The 16,881-nt window shown below is 71.3% G+C and carries 7 protein-coding genes; 4 read left to right on the top strand and 3 right to left on the bottom strand.

From position 1 onward, the window contains the following. Positions 1–393: 393 nt before the first annotated feature. Positions 394–2,628 (top strand): ATP-binding protein, encoded by a 2,235-nt coding sequence (locus tag Aco04nite_RS39355; protein ID WP_213002328.1) that lies wholly within the window; start codon positions 394–396, stop codon positions 2,626–2,628. Positions 2,629–2,700: 72 nt separating this feature from the next. On the opposite strand, the gene Aco04nite_RS39350 is transcribed toward Aco04nite_RS39355, so the two are convergent. Continuing rightward, positions 2,701–4,278, bottom strand: coding sequence for an aspartate aminotransferase family protein (locus tag Aco04nite_RS39350; protein ID WP_213002327.1), 1,578 nt, complete (start codon positions 4,276–4,278; stop codon positions 2,701–2,703). A gap of 172 nt (positions 4,279–4,450) precedes the next feature. Between Aco04nite_RS39350 and Aco04nite_RS39345 the strand changes: the two genes are divergently transcribed. Together Aco04nite_RS39345 and Aco04nite_RS39340 are read left to right on the top strand one after the other, a co-directional pair. Next, positions 4,451–5,023 (top strand): flavin reductase family protein, encoded by a 573-nt coding sequence (locus Aco04nite_RS39345; protein WP_244876639.1) that lies wholly within the window; start codon positions 4,451–4,453, stop codon positions 5,021–5,023. An 83-nt stretch (positions 5,024–5,106) separates the two neighbouring features. Beyond that, a complete protein-coding gene (locus tag Aco04nite_RS39340; protein WP_213002470.1) occupies positions 5,107–6,642 on the top strand; it encodes an acyl-CoA carboxylase subunit beta in 1,536 nt (511 codons plus the stop codon). A 68-nt stretch (positions 6,643–6,710) separates the two neighbouring features. On the opposite strand, the gene Aco04nite_RS39335 is transcribed toward Aco04nite_RS39340, so the two are convergent. Together Aco04nite_RS39335 and Aco04nite_RS39330 are read right to left on the bottom strand one after the other, a co-directional pair. Next, positions 6,711–7,124 carry a YybH family protein gene (locus tag Aco04nite_RS39335; RefSeq protein WP_213002325.1) on the bottom strand — a complete coding sequence of 138 codons (414 nt, stop codon included), beginning with the start codon at positions 7,122–7,124 and terminating at the stop codon, positions 6,711–6,713. 298 nt (positions 7,125–7,422) lie between these two features. Continuing rightward, complete coding sequence (locus Aco04nite_RS39330) at positions 7,423–7,821, bottom strand: YybH family protein (protein WP_213002324.1); 399 nt, start codon at positions 7,819–7,821, stop codon at positions 7,423–7,425. A 207-nt stretch (positions 7,822–8,028) separates the two neighbouring features. Between Aco04nite_RS39330 and Aco04nite_RS39325 the strand changes: the two genes are divergently transcribed. Next, a partial coding sequence (locus Aco04nite_RS39325) for a type I polyketide synthase (protein ID WP_213002323.1) occupies positions 8,029–16,881 on the top strand: 8,853 nt, incomplete at its 3' end.

Here is a 16,881-nt window from a genome sequence, read left to right as displayed (position 1 = left end):
GATCTGATATTTACGCCTTGTGCTCCGCGTCACATTTGTCCGACCGTAAATGACCGGGAGTGATTCGATGATCGTCATGATTCGCTGACCGTGAGCTTTTTGTTGCCTCGATGTGTGCAATCCGTGACAAGGTCCGCAGATGTCGACCCACCACTTACCTGACCGTAAGTGGTTGATTATGAGCGGTTCGTAGCAGAGGCTGAGAGGCGAGAGCAGTCTTGTCCCATTGTCCGGGAATGGCTACGCGCGGGGAATCAGGGCCCACGCGCCACGCGCTCGTCTCCGGCCTCTCTCGGACGATCCGGCGGATTTGCATCGAGCGACAAGCGGGCGGGCATGCCCGTGAATCGGATACGAGACGGGAAGAGAATGCGTTTTCGTGTACTGGGGCCGATGGAAGTCGAGTACGAGGGTCAGGTCGTTCGCCTGGCAGGAATCAAGCAAAGAGCGACTCTGGCGTTCCTGTTGCTGCAACCGAACAGGGTGGTCGCCACCAGCCAGCTGGTCCGGGCGCTCTGGCCGGTCGAGGACCCGCCTGCGTCAGCTCGCAAGATCCTGCAGAACGCGGTGTGGGGACTGCGGGGACTGCTGGCACCATTCGCCGACGCCGGCCGTCCGGTGGCACTGCTCACCCGGTCTCCGGGATACATGCTGCGGGCCGCCCCTGAAGACATTGATATTCATCAGTTTCACAGCCGTCTTCAGCGGGGCCGTGCGGAACTGGCGGCCGGTTCCCCGGAGAAGGCCACGACCACCTTGCGCGACGCGCTCGACCTGTGGCGCGGCCCGGTCCTGACCGACCTGGTCGAGGCGGGCATCGTGTGGCCCGAGGCCGTGTCGGCGCAGAACGCCCGGCTCGTGGCCACCGAGGAGTACTACGAGGCCGAACTGGCCTGCGGGCGCCACCATGCGATCCTCGGTGCACTGGAAGCGGCCGTGGAGGCCGAGCCTGTCCGGGAACGGCTCTGCGGGCAGCTCATGCTCGCGTTGTACCGCTGCGGGCGCCAGGCGGACGCGCTCGGGGTCTACTCCCGGGTCAGGTCGGCGCTCGTCGAGGACCTGGGGCTCGAGCCCGGGCACGGTCTGCGTACGTTGCACCAGGCGATCCTGACCCACGAGACCGCACTGACCGTGACCGCCGAGCCCGCACCGGTCGTCGCCATCCCCCTACGCCCACAGCCCCGGCCGGAACGCCTGCCCGGCGCGGCAGGCCCGGGGCCCGCACCGACCCGCCGCGAACGCGTCGTCGTGATGATGATCCGGACCCGGCTCGACCCGGCGTCACGCATCGAGGCAGCAGCCGGCGACCTGGTGCTGGACCAGGCGGCCGGCGTGATCTCCGAGGAGGTGGAAGCGGCCGGCGGGATCATGGCGGCCGCGCTCGGCGCGGTGTCGCTCGCGCTGTTCGAGATAGCCGGCGATCACGGCGACACTGCCTACCGGGCCGTATCGGCGGCGTTGGCCGTGCGGCAGCGACTCGGGGGCCCCGGCCTGACGGGGCACTCCACCGGCATCACGCACAGCGTGGTCGTCGGTACCGGTGAAGCGGTGCTGCGCCGTCCCGCCGAGGGCGGTCCGGGCCCGACCTGGGTCAGCGGGCCCCTGCTGGAGGCGTGCTGCTCCGTCCTCGACAGCCTGCCCGCCGGGAGCGTCCACGTCTGCACCGACACCTACCGCCTGACCTCGGCAAATGTGATCTACCACCGCTCCGGCGAGTACACCCGGGGCTGGCTCGCCGAGCGCCTGCGGGAGGACTCCGCCGAGCAGTACACCACGGTCCCGGTCGTCGATCGCGACCGTGAACTCGACCTGGTCCGGGGGCTGCTGGACCGGGCACGGCACCGCTCCACCCCACACCTGGTCACGGTTTTCGGGGAGGCGGGCATCGGCAAGACGCGCTTCGCCCTGGAGATCGGGCGCCGGTGCGCCGGAGCGGACAACGTGTCGTTCACGTTCGGCGGCATCCCCGCGTTTGGCGCCGACCGGTCCCTGGCCGTGGCCGGTGAGATCACCGCGGGCTGTGCGGGGATCACCACGGAGGACGCGCCCGCGACAGCCCGCGGCAAGTTCACCGCGATGCTCACGGACCTGCGGATCGACGACGAGCAGGCCGCCGCCCTGACCCGGCACCTGGCCCCGCTCGTCGACCGTGGCCCCGCCCCGCAGGACGGCACGGACGTCGGTGCGGTCTTGGATGCCCTGCGTACGGTGCTGGAGCGAGGCGCCGCCCGGCAGGCCCTCATCATGGTGATCGACGACCTGCACCGGGCCGACGACCGGTTGCTCGAGTTCGTCGAGGATCTCGCGGAGACCGCCGGACCGGTACCGCTGCTGGTGGTCGCCACTGCCCGCCCGGCCCTGCTGGAACGACGGCCGTCCTGGGGCGGGGGACAACGGCACTCCGCCTCGATCACCCTCGACCCGCTGTCCGACGCGGCCATTGACCGGCTGCTCGACTTCCTCGAGCTCAGCGCCGACATCGACGCACAGAGCCCGTCGACGTCAGGGTTCCGGACACTGCTCGACAGCCTCGGTGACGGGCCCGCCGCCCGCCGCCGCTCGATGCGTCGCGCGCTCACCGCACCGTCCGCGATCCCGCAGTGCCGAAGCGGCGCGTCCGCCGCCTGACCGTCCCGTGAGGTAGCCGGACCCGGTGGATCGGCTACCTCACGAGTGGTCACCGCCAAGCCGGCGACGGGCTCACAGCTGCGCGAGCCGGTCGCCGTCACCGGCTCGCAACAGGGCGCAGACTGCACGCAACCCGGCCTGCAAACGCGTGATCTCGGCGTCGGTGATCTGCACCGACGGCTCGAAACGCAGCGTGGTGACGTTGCTGGCGGTCGGGAACACCCGCAGGTCGTGCTCACGCAACAGGTAACCTGCGAGCAGGTAGCCCAGGAGCGGTGCGTTCTCGCGCAGCACCGCCGAGGAGGAACGTTCCTGGGCGGTGAACTGCATGCCCAGCATCAGACCCGTACCGCGCACCTCCTCGATCACGTCGGGGAACTCCGCCCGGACCGCGGACAGCATCTCCTTGACACGGCGGCCCCGTTCGGCCGCGACCCGGTACACCCGGCCGTCGTCGGCCTCCAGCAGGTCCAGCACTTTCAGCGCGATACCACACGAGTAGCCGTCCTTGGCGAATGTCGAGCTGTGCAGGAACTCGAAATCGGGGCGGTAGCGGCTCTCGCGTACCAGCAGGACCGAGGTTTTCGCCAGACCGCCGCCGAGACTCTTGGCCAGGGTGTAATAGTCCCCGCGCAGACCCGACAATGAACTGGCCAGGAACGCGCCCGTCCGGCCCATGCCGCTCTGGATCTCGTCAACGATCAAGGGCGCCCCGAGAGTCGTGCAGGCCTCCCGCAGCCCGGCGGCGTACCCGGAACTGACCGGCCTGATCCCGCCCTCGCCCTGCACGGGCTCGACCAGCACGGCGGTGACGACCGGCGCGGCCCGCTCCGCGAGTTCCACCAGGCCGCCGCGCACCACCACGTCCAGAAGTGCGACCTGAGCGTCGAGCGTCGCGGCCGTCAACGCCTCGCGGTCGTTCAACGGCAGGAAACGGCTCTGCACCCCGAGCGCGGAGAACGGCGTGCGGTAGCCCTCGTTGAAGGTCAGCTGGACGCTGCCCATGAGCTTGCCGTGGAAGGAACCCTCCAGCGCGAACAACAGCGGGGGACGGGCCACGACCTCACTGTTGTACGCCCGCACCCGCTCTGCCACCGCCTCGAACCCGGCCACCGGGCCGGCTGCGGCGTCGATGTCCAGCCGCAGCAGGACCGCCGGGTTCACCCGGGCACCCACGTCGATCGCGGTACGCGCGGCGGCGATACCGGCGTCCACGGCTTCCAGCTCCGCCCTCATCCGCAGAACCCGGTCGAGCTCGGCGTGCTTGACCCCCGCCTCGATCGCTTCCGCGCCGGTGTTGGCGAAGATCGCCAGGAACGCCTCCGCGGTGCCGAGCTCGCGCCGCAGGATCGCGTTGAGCCGGTTCGCCACCGCATTCGCGTAGGGATGCCGGGAGAACTGGGCATGGACGGGTGTGTCCGCGTCCAGCAGGCGGTGGGCCTCCGCGACCAGCTCCGGATGGTTGTGGCCGAGGATGAGGGATCCGTATCCGCCGACGAGGTCGGTGACGGCGCGCTCGGTGCCGTCACCGTCCACCCGGTACAACGTGATGCCCTTCGCCCGGACGTAGTCGACGTCCAGGCCCATCGTCGAGAGCCACCCCAGCAGGGCGGGTTCCGCCAATTCCGGTGATGCCGAAACGGTGGTCATCGTCATCTCTTTCCTGCTCGTCGGAGAATCCGAATTCTGAACGCGCGCGGTCATGACCGGGTCACCGCGCGGCCACCGCGGTGCATTCCCCGGCGATTACGTAGGAATGAATGAGCGCACCCATGCTGTGACGAAGATCGATACGACAGGCAGTTCGACGAAGGGATGCGATGTGTCCAGCACCGGGCAACCGGCCGACCTCCTGGCCCCCCGAGCAGTCCCGGACCCGGCGACCGGTGTACCGGCGTCGCTGCGTGAGGTGATGGGGCAGTTCGCCACCGGCGTCGTCCTGCTCACCGTGGGCGGGGCGAACGTGCACGGCATGACGGCCAACGCGTTCAGCGCGGTGTCGCTCGACCCGCCGCAAATCCTCTGCTGCGTCGCACACACAGCGGTGATGCATCGGGCCCTCACGGCGGAACGCGGTTTCGGCGTCTCCATCATGGGCGGCGCACAGGAGGACACCGCCCGCTACTTCGCCGACAAGAACCGGGTGCTGGGCCCCGCACAGTTCGACGCCATCGACTGCCGGACGGGCCCGCTCACCCGCGCTCCGCTGCTCAACGGCGCCCTTGCCTGGCTCGAATGCGAGGTGGTCGACGCTCACGTCAGCGGCGACCACTCCATCTTCGTCGGCGAGGTGCTGTCGTCGACGCGGGGCAGCGGCGATGCGGCGCTGCTGTTCTTCGACGGCGCGTTCCAGTCGTCCCTCTCCATCAAGACGCTGAAGGAAGGCATCGCATGAGCGAACACAGCGACCGGCTCGTCGACGTCCTCGACGGCCCTGCGGAAGTCCGCCGCCCCCGGCCGCCCCTCGCGGCGCCCACGATGACCGCACTGCGCGAACGGCGTGACGAACTGCGAGACCGGATCATGAACTCGGGGGCCGTCGAACGGCAGCGGTCGCTCGGCAAGCTCTCCGCCCGTCAGCGGCTGGAAGCACTGCTCGACGAGGGAACGTTCCTCGAGTTCGACATGTACCGCAGGCGGCCCGGCGCCCCGGGTGACCCGGCGGCCCAGGGCCCGCACACCGACGGTGTCATCGCCGGGTTCGGCTCCATCGAGGGCCGGCAGGTGTGCGTCTACGCCCAGGACTTCAGCATCGCCGGTGGTTCCCTCGGCGAGGCGCACGCGGCGAAGATCCACAAGGTGATGGATCTCGCGCTGTCGACCGGTTCGCCGATCATCGGGCTCAACGACAGCGGTGGCGCCCGCATTCAGGAAGGCGTGATGGCGCTGAACGGGTACGGCGGGATCTTCCGCCGTCAGGTCCAGGCGTCGGGAGTCGTACCGCAGATCAGCGTCGTGCTGGGGCCTTGTGCCGGCGGCGCCGCGTACTCGCCGGCGCTGGCCGATTTCACGTTCATGGTCCGCGACATCGCCAAGATGTACCTGACCGGCCCGGACGTGGTGGCGGCAGTCAGCGGGGAACAGGTCAGCCACGAGCAGCTCGGCGGGGCGCGTGTCCACGGCGAGCTGTCCGGGGTCGCGACGTTTGTCAGCGACGACGAGCAGAGCTGCCTGGAGGACGTCCGGTACCTGGTCTCCATGCTGCCGCGCAACAACCTCGAACAGCCGCCGCGGCTCGCCCCGCGCGGCGCGGCCACCGACAGCCGCCCGGCGCTCGCCGGCATCGTGCCGTCCGCGTCCAACAAGCCGTACGACATGCGGCAGGTCATCGCGGAGGTGGTCGACGACGGTGCCTACCTCGAGGTGCACGAGGGATGGGCACCCAACGTCGTCTGTGCTCTGGCCCGCATCGACGGCGACGTCGTCGGGCTGGTCGGCAACCAGCCGACGTCCTCCGCCGGGGTGCTGGACACGGTCGCGTCGCAGAAGGCCGCGCGTTTTGTGCGCTTCTGCGACGCCTTCAACATCGCCCTGGTCACGCTGGTCGACGTGCCGGGGTTCCTGCCCGGCACGGAGCAGGAACACGGCGGTGCGATCCGGCACGGCGCCAAGCTCATGTACGCGTACTGCGAGGCGAGTGTGCCGCGGGTGCAGGTGATCGTGCGCAAGGCGTACGGCGGCGCGTACATCGTCATGGACTCGCGATCCATCGGCACCGACATCTCGCTCGCGTGGCCGACCAACGAGATCGCGGTGATGGGCGCCGACGGTGCCGTCAACATCATCCACCGTAAGCAGATGGCGGCGGCGGACGATCCGGAGGCCCTGCGCGAACAGCTCGTCGGGCGCTACAAGGACGAGCTCATGCACTCCTACTATGCCGCTGAGCGGGGTCTTGTGGATGAAGTGATCGATCCCGCCCAGACCCGCGCCGTGGTTGCCCGGAGTCTGGCCCTGCTGCGCGACAAGCATCGCCCGGTGCCGCAGCGCAAGCACGGCAACATCCCTTTGTAGCCGCGACACCAAAAAGTCCTCCCCCGGCGCATCGCCGGGGGAGGACTTTCGTTCGGGCTGCCGCCGGCTCAGATCGGCTGCGGCAGCGAGTCGGCGACGGGCCGGTCGATGGCCATCATCCACTTGCCGTCCGCGCCGAGGCGCAGCACGTCGGTGCATGTGCCCTGGATCCGTACCCGCTTGCCGTCCTCGTCGGAGAGCACGAGGTCGTAGTCGACGATGATCAGGGAGGTGTCGGACGTGGAGTACGCGTGCTTGACCGTCGACTTGAGAGTCGGGCCGGTGGCCAGGAAGGCCTTGATGGCCGCGGTCCGCTCGGCACCGGTCAGCGGGCCACCCGAGAGGTTCGAGATGGCGTCGTCGCGGTAGAGCGAGTCGAAGATCGCGCCGTCGCCCGAGTTGAACGCGGCCAGGAAGACGTCGTTCTGGACGTCGGGGTCGCCGGTCAGGTCGAGGTTCTGCAGGTCGATGGTGCTGGTCATGGATCAGGCTCCGATCTCAAGGAGGGCAGCGCCGACGCTAACAGCGGCGCCGAATCGGTCGTTCATCTGGCGGTAATCGCGTCCCGGCCGGGCCGTTAATTGTCAGGACCCCGGCACGCGCGGGGGTTCGCATGCCGAGGTCCTGACGCCGCGGCAGATCAGGGCATCGTCGTACCGCGGCTTTCGGGGTGGGCGGAGAGCCAGCCGATGTATTCGGGCGCTGCGCTCATCCGATTGTGGCCGCAGTGCCCGTTCCGGGCAATTACTTACTTCGAAGTGGGTGGGTGCCGGAAATGGTTCAGCTCTCTTCGCCGAACGGGTTGTCGATCGCGTAACGCCACTTGCCGTCGGGGCCCAGGCGCAGCACGTCGAGGCCGACCCCGGCCAGTTCCTGCTTCTCGCCGGAGGCCTCCTCGGTGGTGATCGTCCAGTCCACCACCAGCAGCGTGGTGTCCCCGGTGACGTACGAGTGCCGCACGGTCGCGGCCATGACCGGCCGCTGGGCGAGGAACTCGGCGAGCGCGTCCCGGTGTGCCTGCCCGGTCAGCGGGCGGCCCGGCTCCCAGATCGACACGGCGTCGTCGGTGTAGAGCTGATTGAGCTTCCCGGCGTCACCGGCGTTGAACGCCCGCACGTAGATCTCGGTCTGCTTCGCGGCGTCGGAGGTCAATTCGATATCGGGTGTGCTGGTGGTCATGGCGCTCCTGACTCACGGTCGTCACGGTCTTTTCGAGGGTATTGCGATGCCTTCATTCATCGATCATCTTCGAGTAATCAGGTGACCTCGGCGCCGTTGACCATGCGTATACCGAGCCATTACTGCGGGGTTTTGGGTGCGGCTCGGATCCTGCTAGGAATGGAACACGGGAACGATTTACCGCTCAAGGGAAGGCGACGGAAGTCGATGACCAAGAAGCATTCTCCGGACCGGACCGCACCACTCGAGGACCGGACCGAGGCGATCGCGGTCGTCGGCATGTCCTGCAGACTGCCCCGGACCCCGGACCTTGCCGCGTTCTGGGAGCTGGTGCGCGAGGGCAGCGACGTCATCGGCGAGGCACCGCAGGACCGGATCCCGGCGGCACACTCGGCGCCGGACACCACCCCCGGTACGCGCTCCGGTGGCTTCCTCGACGACGTGGCCGGATTCGATGCCGCCTTCTTCGGCATCTCGCCCCGCGAGGCCGCCACCATGGACCCGCAGCAGCGCCTGGTTCTCGAGCTCGCCTCGGAAGCGCTCGAGGACGCGGGCATCCCCGCCGGGCGACTTCGCGGCACCCGGACCGCGGTGCTGGTAGGCACCCTGCGCGACGACTACGCGACCCTGCTCTACGGGCACGGCCCGGCCGCCATCACCCAGCACACCGCCGTCGGCCTGCAACGCGGCATCATCGCCAACCGGGTCTCCTACGCGTTCGGTCTGCACGGGGCAAGCCTCACCGTCGACACCGCGCAGTCCTCCTCACTGGTGGCCGTCCACCTCGCGTGCGCCGGGCTGCGCTCCGGCGAGTCCACCGCGGCGATCGTGGCCGGCGTCAACCTCAACCTGCTGCCCGAAGGGGCCATCAGCGCCGAGCGTTTCGGCGGCCTGTCGGCGTCCGGGCGTTGCTACACCTTCGACGATCGCGCGGACGGCTACGTCCGGGGCGAGGGCGGCGCGGTCGTCGTGCTCAAGACACTGCGCCAGGCGCTCGCCGACGGCGACCGCGTGCACGGCGTGATCGCCGGCAGTGCCGTCAACAACGACGGCTCCACGGCCGGGCTCACCGTGCCCAGCGCCGAAGCTCAGCAACGGGTGCTGCGGCAGGCCTACGACCAGGCCGGCGTCGACCCCGCCGCCGTGCAGTACGTCGAACTGCACGGCACCGGCACACCCGTCGGGGACCCGATCGAGGCGGCCGCGCTCGGCGCCGTCCTCGGCGCCGCCCGCGCGCCGGGCGACCCGCTTCCCGTCGGCTCGGTCAAGACCAACGTCGGTCATCTCGAAGGTGCCGCCGGGCTGGTCGGGCTGATCAAGACCCTGCTCGCCATCGGCCACCGGGAGATCCCGCCGAGCATCAACTTCGAGCGGGTCAACCCCCGGATCCCGCTCGAGGAGCTCAACCTGACGGTGCAGCGGACCGTGACCGCCTGGCCGGACCCCTCCCGTCCGCTGCTCGCCGGCGTCAGCTCGTTCGGGATGGGGGGCACCAACTGCCACGTGGTGGTCGCCGAGAGCCCGGCCCCCGCGTCCGGCCCCGAATCGGCCGGACGGCCCGCTGCCCCCGGGTTGCCGGTCCCGTGGGTGGTGACCGCGCGCAGCGAGACCGCCCTGCGTGCCCAGGTCGCGCGGCTCGCGGAGCGCGTCCGGGCCGACGACACCCTGTCGGCGGCCGACGTCGGCCGGTCGCTCACCGGCCGGTCCTGGCACGAGCACCGGGCGGTGATCCTCGGGGACCGTGCCCAGCTGCTGGCCGGCCTCGACAAGGTGCGCGACCTCGGTGACGGCGCCGGTGTGACCACGGGCGTCGCAGCCAGTCCCGCAGGCACGACCGCACTGCTGTTCACCGGGCAGGGCGCCCAGCGACCCGGAATGGGAAGCGAGCTGGCCGCTGCGTTCCCCGTCTTCGCCGCAGCCCTGGACGAGATCTGCGCGCTGGCCGACCCCCTGCTGGACCGCCCGCTGCGCACGGTGCTGACCGCCGCTGCCGGAACCCCCGATGCCGCCCTGCTGGAACGCACCCGCTACACGCAGATCGCGCTGTTCGCCGTCGAGGTCGCCACCGCCCGGCTGCTGTCCTCCCTCGGCGTCCGTCCCGACATTCTCGCCGGTCATTCCGTGGGTGAGATCGCCGCCGCGCACGTCGCCGGGGTCCTCTCCCTCGCCGACGCCGTACGGCTGGTCGTGGCGCGTGGCTCCCTCATGGACGCCTTGCCGAGCGGAGCGATGCTGGCCGTACGAGCCACCGAGCAGGACGTCACCGTGCTGCTGGAGCGGCTGGACAGCCCGGCCGGGATCGCCGCCGTCAACGGCCCCCACTCGGTGGTGGTGTCCGGCGAGCACGACGCCGTCGACGAGGTCGCCGCCGCCTGCACGGAGAACGGATGGCAGGCCCGGCCGTTGACGGTCTCGCACGCGTTCCACTCGCCGATGATGGAGCCGATGCTCGACGACTTCGCCCGCGTCGTCGCGAGCCTCGAGTTCCATGCTCCGGCCATCACGATCGTCTCGACCGTCACCGGCGGCACGCTGCCCGACGAACGGTGGACCTCGGTGCGGTACTGGACGGAGCAGGCAGTCCTGCCCGTACGGTTCGCCGACGCGGTCGCGACCCTGGACGCCGCCGGTGTCACCATGTTCGTGGAGGCCGGCCCCGGCAGCGTACTGTCCGGACTGGTCCGTGGCTGTCTCCCCGACGAGCCGCAACGGACCGTGGTGGCGGCCCTGCGCGACCAGCGGTCCGAACCCGCCGCCGTCATGGCCGCTTTGGCCATCCTGTTCGTCAACGGCGCCACCGTCGACTGGGCCGAGGTGTACGCCGGCACCACCGCACGCCGCGTGGACCTGCCCACCTACGCCTTCCAACGCGAGCGGTACTGGTTCGACGACACGACCCCCGCCCGCCCTGTCCGCCCGGCCGCCGTACGCCCGGCCGACGCCCGCCGTACGCCGAGCACATCCCTGGTGACCGAGCACGTTGCGGCGGTTCTGGAGTACCCGGCCGACCGGCGGGTGGAGCTGCGCCTGCCGTTCCGGGACCTCGGCTTCGACTCGCTGATGTCCGTCGAACTGCGCGACCGCCTGGCCGTGGCGACCGGCCTGCGGCTTCCCGGCAGCCTGCTGTTCGACCACCCCACGCCGTGGGCGCTGGCACAGCACCTCGAGGAGCTGCTCGACGGTACCGGCGCCGCCGCGACCGGCACCACGGTGGCCGAGGTGGCCACCGACGCGGAACCCATCGCGATCGTCGCCATGGCGTGCCGCTATCCCGGCGACGTCCGGTCCCCCGAGGACCTGTGGGACCTCGTCGCGGCCGGCGGCGATGCCATCAGCGAATTCCCCGCGGACCGTGGCTGGCCGGAGGACCTGGTCGACGCCGACGCGGCCAGGTCCGGGCGCAGCTACGTACGCCACGGCGGCTTCCTGCACGACGCCGCCGCGTTCGACGCCGCGTTCTTCGGCATCTCGCCGCGCGAGGCCCTCGCCATGGACCCGCAGCAACGGCAGCTGCTGGAGACCGCGTGGGAGGCGGTCGAACGCGCCGGGCTGCGCCCCGACGACCTGGCCGGAACCCGCACCGGCGTCTTCGTCGGCGCGACGTCGCTGGACTACGGCCCGCGGATGCACGAAGCCCCCGGCAATGTCGAGGGCAACGTGCTGACCGGGGGCGCGCCCAGCGTGATCTCCGGCCGGGTCGCGTACGAACTCGGCCTGGTCGGCCCCGCCCTCACCGTGGACACCGCCTGCTCCTCATCGCTGGTCGCCGTGCACCTGGCGGCACAGTCGCTGCGCTCCGGGGAGAGCACCCTGGCGCTCGCCGGCGGCGTCACCGTCATGGCCGCACCCGGCATGTTCGTCGAGTTCTCCCGCCAGCGCGGGCTGGCACCGGACGGACGGTGCAAACCGTTCTCGGCCGGAGCCGACGGCACCGGCTGGTCCGAAGGCGTGGGCGTGCTCGTGCTCGAGCGGCTCAGCGACGCCGAGCGCCTCGGTCACCAGGTCCTCGCCGTCGTCCGCGGTTCGGCGATCAACCAGGACGGTGCCTCCAACGGCCTCACCGCACCCCACGGCCCTTCCCAGCAGCGGGTGATCCGCCAGGCGCTCGCGAACGCCGGTCTGACCGGTACCGACATCGACGTCGTCGAGGCGCACGGCACCGGCACCCCGCTCGGCGACCCGATCGAGGCCGAGGCGATCATCGCCACCTACGGCGCCGGCCGCGACGACGCCGACCCTCTCCTGCTGGGCTCGGTCAAGGCCAACATCGGCCACACCCAGGCCGCCGCGGGTGTCGCCGGGATCATCACGATGGTGCAGGCCATGCGGCACCGGGCGGTACCGAACCCACCGCATCCCGGCACCCCCACCCCGCACGTCGACTGGTCGTCCGGGACGGTGTCACTGGTCACCGCGGCGACGCCCTGGCCGCACCGGGACCGGCCGTTGCGCGCCGCGATCTCCTCGTTCGGCATCAGCGGCACCAACGCCCACCTGATCGTCGAATCCGTCGAGCCCACCGCCGTCGTCGAGCGCGAGGCAGTCGAGCGCGAGGCAGTAGCGGTGCCCTGGATCATCGCCGCTCGCAGCGGGACCGCCCTGCGGGCACAGGCCACGCGGTTGCACGCCTGGCTCGCGGAGCGGCCGGACCTCGCCCCCGCCGACGTCGGTCTCTCCCTCGCCCGCAACCGGGCCGCGTTCGATCACCGGGCTGCCGTCGTCGGCGAGAACCGCGCGGAACTGCTGGCCGGCCTGACCGCCGTAGCCGAAGGAGCAACCGCAACCGGCGTCCGCTCCGGTACGCGCACCGCCGTGCTGTTCACCGGCCAGGGGTCGCAACGCCTCGCGATGGGCCGGGACCTCGCCGCCACCGTGCCGGCGTTCGCCGCGGCGTTCGACGAGGCGGTGTCGGCACTCGACGTCCACCTCGACCGGCCACTGCGAGACGTACTGTTCGCCGCCCCGGGTACGCCCGACGCTGCCCTGCTGGACCACACCCGCTACACCCAGCCCGCCCTGTTCGCCGTGGAGGTCGCCCTCTTCCGGCTGGCCGAACGGCACGGACTCGGGGCCGACCTCGTCGCCGGGCACTCGATCGGTGAGCTGGCCGCCGCGCACGTGGCGGGTGTGCTGTCGCTGCCGGACGCCGCCGAACTGGTCGCCGCCCGGGGCCGTCTCATGCAGACAGCACCCGGGGGCGGCGCGATGATCGCGGTCCGGGCCACCGAGGACGAGATGCGCGCCGCCCTGGCCGGACTCGAGGACCAGGTGTCACTCGCCGCGATCAACGGTCCCACGGCGGTGGTCATCTCCGGCGATGCCCCGGCCGTCGAACGGGTGGCGGACGCATGGAAACAGCGGGGACGGGGGGTACGCCGGCTCCCGGTGAGCCACGCGTTCCACTCCGCGCACATGGATCCCGTACTGGACGAATTCCGCAGGGTCGCCGCCGGGGTCACATTCCACGAACCGGTCATCCCGCTGGTCTCCACCGTGACCGGGACGATCGCCACAACCGAGGAACTCGCCACCCCCGATTACTGGGTACGCCAGCTGCGCGGCACAGTCCGCTTCCACGACGTCCTCACGACCCTGCACGCCGAGCAGGTCACCGTCGTCGTGGAAGCCGGCCCGGACGCCGTCCTCGCTGCGATGGCGCAGGAATCGGCACCCGCCGGCCAGCTGACCGCCGTCGCACTGCTGCGTGCCGGTCAGGACGAGCGCCGGGCGTTCACCACCGCACTGGCGCGGGCGTTCGCGGGCGGCGCCCCGGTCGACCTCGCCGCGTTCTTCCCCGGTGCCCGCACGGTCGACCTGCCCACGTACGCGTTCCAGCACGAGCGTCTCTGGCTCGCGGCGCAACCCCCCGCGGACCCCCGTAGCCTCGGGTTCGACCCGGCCGCCCATCCGCTGCTCGCCGGGTCCGTCGAGATCGCCGATCGCGACGAGACGGTGTTCAGCAACCGGCTCTCGCTGCGATCGCATCCGTGGCTCGCCGACCATGCCATCGGCGACACCGTGCTGCTGCCGGCCACCGCGATGCTCGAACTGGCCATGACCGTCGGCGACCGCGCCGGACTGCCCCAGGTCGCCGATCTCACGCTGGAGGCGCCCCTGATACTCGCCGCCACCGGCCCGCGACGGCTGCAGATCGTCGTCGGCGCCGCCGCAACGGACGGGGCGCGGGCGTTCACCGTGCACTCCCGGGCCGAGCACGACAGCAAGGCCCCGGACGTCGCGCAGGAGTGGACCCGGCACGCATCAGGCAGGCTCACCGCCGCGACCGCTACGGTGCCCGACGACGTCCTCACCGGACCATGGCCGCCGGCGGGGGCCGAGCCGCTCCCGCTCGCCGATCTGTATCCCCGGCTGGCCGACCTCGGCTACCGCTACGGGCCTGCGTTCCAGGGACTCACCGCTGCCTGGCGTCACGACGGCGATCTGCTCGCCGAGGTACGCCTGCCGGAGCCCCTGCTGTCCACGGCCCCAGGATTCGGTATCCACCCGGCGCTGTTCGACGCCGTGCTGCACGCCCTGGTCCTCGACGCCGCAGGGCGCAGCGAGCCCGGGGAGATCCGGCTCCCGTTCTCCGTCACCGGGGCCCGGTTGTCCGCGGTCGGCGCCACCGCAATGCGCGCCCGCCTGACCCCGGCCGGCGCCGACACGGTCACGGTGACACTCGCCGACCCGGCCGGTGAGCCGGTGGCTACCGTCGACAGCCTGTCGTTGCGGCCCGTCCCGCTCGACCGGATCGCCGCGCAGACCCGCCCGCCGGTGTACGCGGTCGCCTGGCAACCGGTGCCGCACCCCGAGCCCGCCACGTTGCCGTGGGTGGACCTGACGGACGCTGACGACCTGACGTCCGCGGAGGGCGACCACCTTCCCCGGTTCCTCGTCGAGGGACCTGATAACGGTGATGATCCCGCGCAGGCTCTCGCGCTCACCGCCCGGGTCCTGCGTCTGGTGCAGCGATGGCTGGCTTCCGCCGGGCCCGACGGGTCCCGGCTTCTCGTCGCCACGACCGGGGCGGTCGCGGCCGATCCCGGCGATACCGTACCCGGCCTGGCCCAGGCTCCACTGTGGGGACTGCTGCGGACGGTCGCCTCCGAGCACCCCGGCCGGATCCAGGTCGTGGATCTCGAACCGGGTGCCGGCACCGGCCTGCTCGCCGTCGCCGCCGCGACCGGCGAACAGCAACTGGCGGTCCGCGACGGCAAGCTCTTCGCACCCCGGCTGACCCGCAGCCGCCACGGCGGGAACCCCGTCACCCTCGACAGCAACGGCACCGTTCTGATCACCGGCGGTACCGCGGGCCTCGGCGCTCTGCTGGCCCGGCATCTGGTGACCCGGCACGGGATCCGGCACCTGCTGCTCAGCAGCCGCCGTGGTCCCGCCGCCCCCGGTGCCGAGGCGCTCGCCGCCGAACTCACCGGGCTCGGCGCCGATGTCACGATCGCGGCCTGCGATGCCACGGACCGTGACGCTCTCGGGTCCCTGCTGGCCACTGTCCCCGCCGAGCATCCGCTGACGGCTGTCGTGCACACCGCCGGCGTCCTCAGCGACGCCGTCGTCACGTCGCTCACCGAGGACCAGCTCGGCACCGTGATGCGCCCCAAGACCGAGGCCGCGTGGCACCTGCACGAGCTGACCCGCGACCTGCCGCTCACCGCGTTCGTCCTGTTCTCCTCGATCTCCGGCCTGCTCGGCACCCCGGGGCAGGCCAACTACGCCGCCGCCAACAGCTACCTCGACGCGCTCGCGTCCCGCCGGTCCGCCGAAGGGCTGCCCGCCACGTCGCTGGCCTGGGGGCTGTGGGACAGCACCCACGGCATGGGCGCCACGCTCTCCGCCGCGGATCTGTCCCGCTGGGCCCGCAGCGGCGTGCTGCCCCTGACCCCTGAACAGGGCCTCGCGATGTTCGACGCCGCGCTCGACGACACCGCGGCTCTGCTCGTACCGGTCGCACTCGATCAGGCCCGGCTCATCACCGGCGACGACCAGACCGCCGGGATGCTGCGGGGCCTTGCCACCACCCGCCCCCGGCGCACCGCAGTCACGGCCGGTGGGGGCGCCGTACCGGCCTGGGTCGCGCAGATCGGCAGGCTGCCCCGCACCGGCTGGTACGACGCGGTGCTGCTGCGCGTCCGCGAGGTAGCCGCAGCAGTGCTGGGCCACAGCGACGCCCGCGCGATGGACGCCCAGCGCTCCTTCCGCGACGCGGGTTTCGACTCGCTGGCCGCCGTGGAGCTGCGCAACCGGCTCACCGCCGCCACGGGGATCACCCTGTCCACCACCGTCGTGTTCGACCACCCGTCTCCTGGCGCCATGGCCCGGCACCTCGTGGAGCACCTGGCCGGCCCGGGCGACGCTGCCGAGACCGTCGCGGCCACCGGCGTCGCACATGACGACGACCCGATTGTGATCGTGGGAATGGCGTGCCGCTACCCGGGCGGCGTCGCGTCCCCCGACGATCTGTGGCGCCTCGTGGCGACCGGCACGGACGCCGTCAGCGGGTTCCCGGACAACCGTGGCTGGGACCTCGACGCGCTCTACGACCCGGACCCGGCGCGGACCGGCACCTCGTACACCCGCGAGGGCGGATTCCTGCACGACGCCGGCCGCTTCGACCGGGAGTTCTTCGACATGTCCCCGCGCGAGGCGACCGCCACCGATCCCCAGCAGCGGCTGTTGCTGGAGACCACGTGGGAGACGTTCGAGAACGCCGCGATCGACCCGGCGACCGTCCGCGGCAGCCGCACCGGGGTGTTCGTCGGCGCGATGTACGACGACTACGCGTCCCGGCTCCGGCAGGCACCGGAGGAATTCGAGGGATTCCTGCTCGCGGGCAACACCTCCAGCGTCGTCTCCGGGCGCATCTCCTACACGTTCGGCCTCGAGGGCCCTGCGGTGACCGTGGACACCGCGTGCTCGTCGTCGCTGGTCGCCCTGCACCTGGCTGCGAACGCGTTGCGGTCGGGGGAGTGTGATCTGGCCCTCGCCGGCGGCGTCACGGTCATGGCAGGTCCCGGCACGTTCGTGGAGTTCGCCCGCCAGCGGGGC

The organism is Winogradskya consettensis (assembly GCF_018332715.1).
In the GTDB taxonomy this organism is placed as follows: domain Bacteria; phylum Actinomycetota; class Actinomycetes; order Mycobacteriales; family Micromonosporaceae; genus Actinoplanes; species Actinoplanes consettensis.
Note: the sequence above shows the minus strand (reverse complement) of the source record. Positions and strands in the feature narration are given on the sequence as shown.

Coding starts and splice junctions, on each gene's coding strand:
- Aco04nite_RS39340 (WP_213002470.1), top strand. CDS start 5,107: ATGACCGCACTGCGCGAACGGCGTGACGAACTGCGAGACCGGATCATG.
- Aco04nite_RS39330 (WP_213002324.1), bottom strand. CDS start 7,821: ATGACCACCAGCACACCCGATATCGAATTGACCTCCGACGCCGCGAAG.
- Aco04nite_RS39355 (WP_213002328.1), top strand. CDS start 394: ATGGAAGTCGAGTACGAGGGTCAGGTCGTTCGCCTGGCAGGAATCAAG.
- Aco04nite_RS39350 (WP_213002327.1), bottom strand. CDS start 4,278: ATGACCACCGTTTCGGCATCACCGGAATTGGCGGAACCCGCCCTGCTG.
- Aco04nite_RS39335 (WP_213002325.1), bottom strand. CDS start 7,124: ATGACCAGCACCATCGACCTGCAGAACCTCGACCTGACCGGCGACCCC.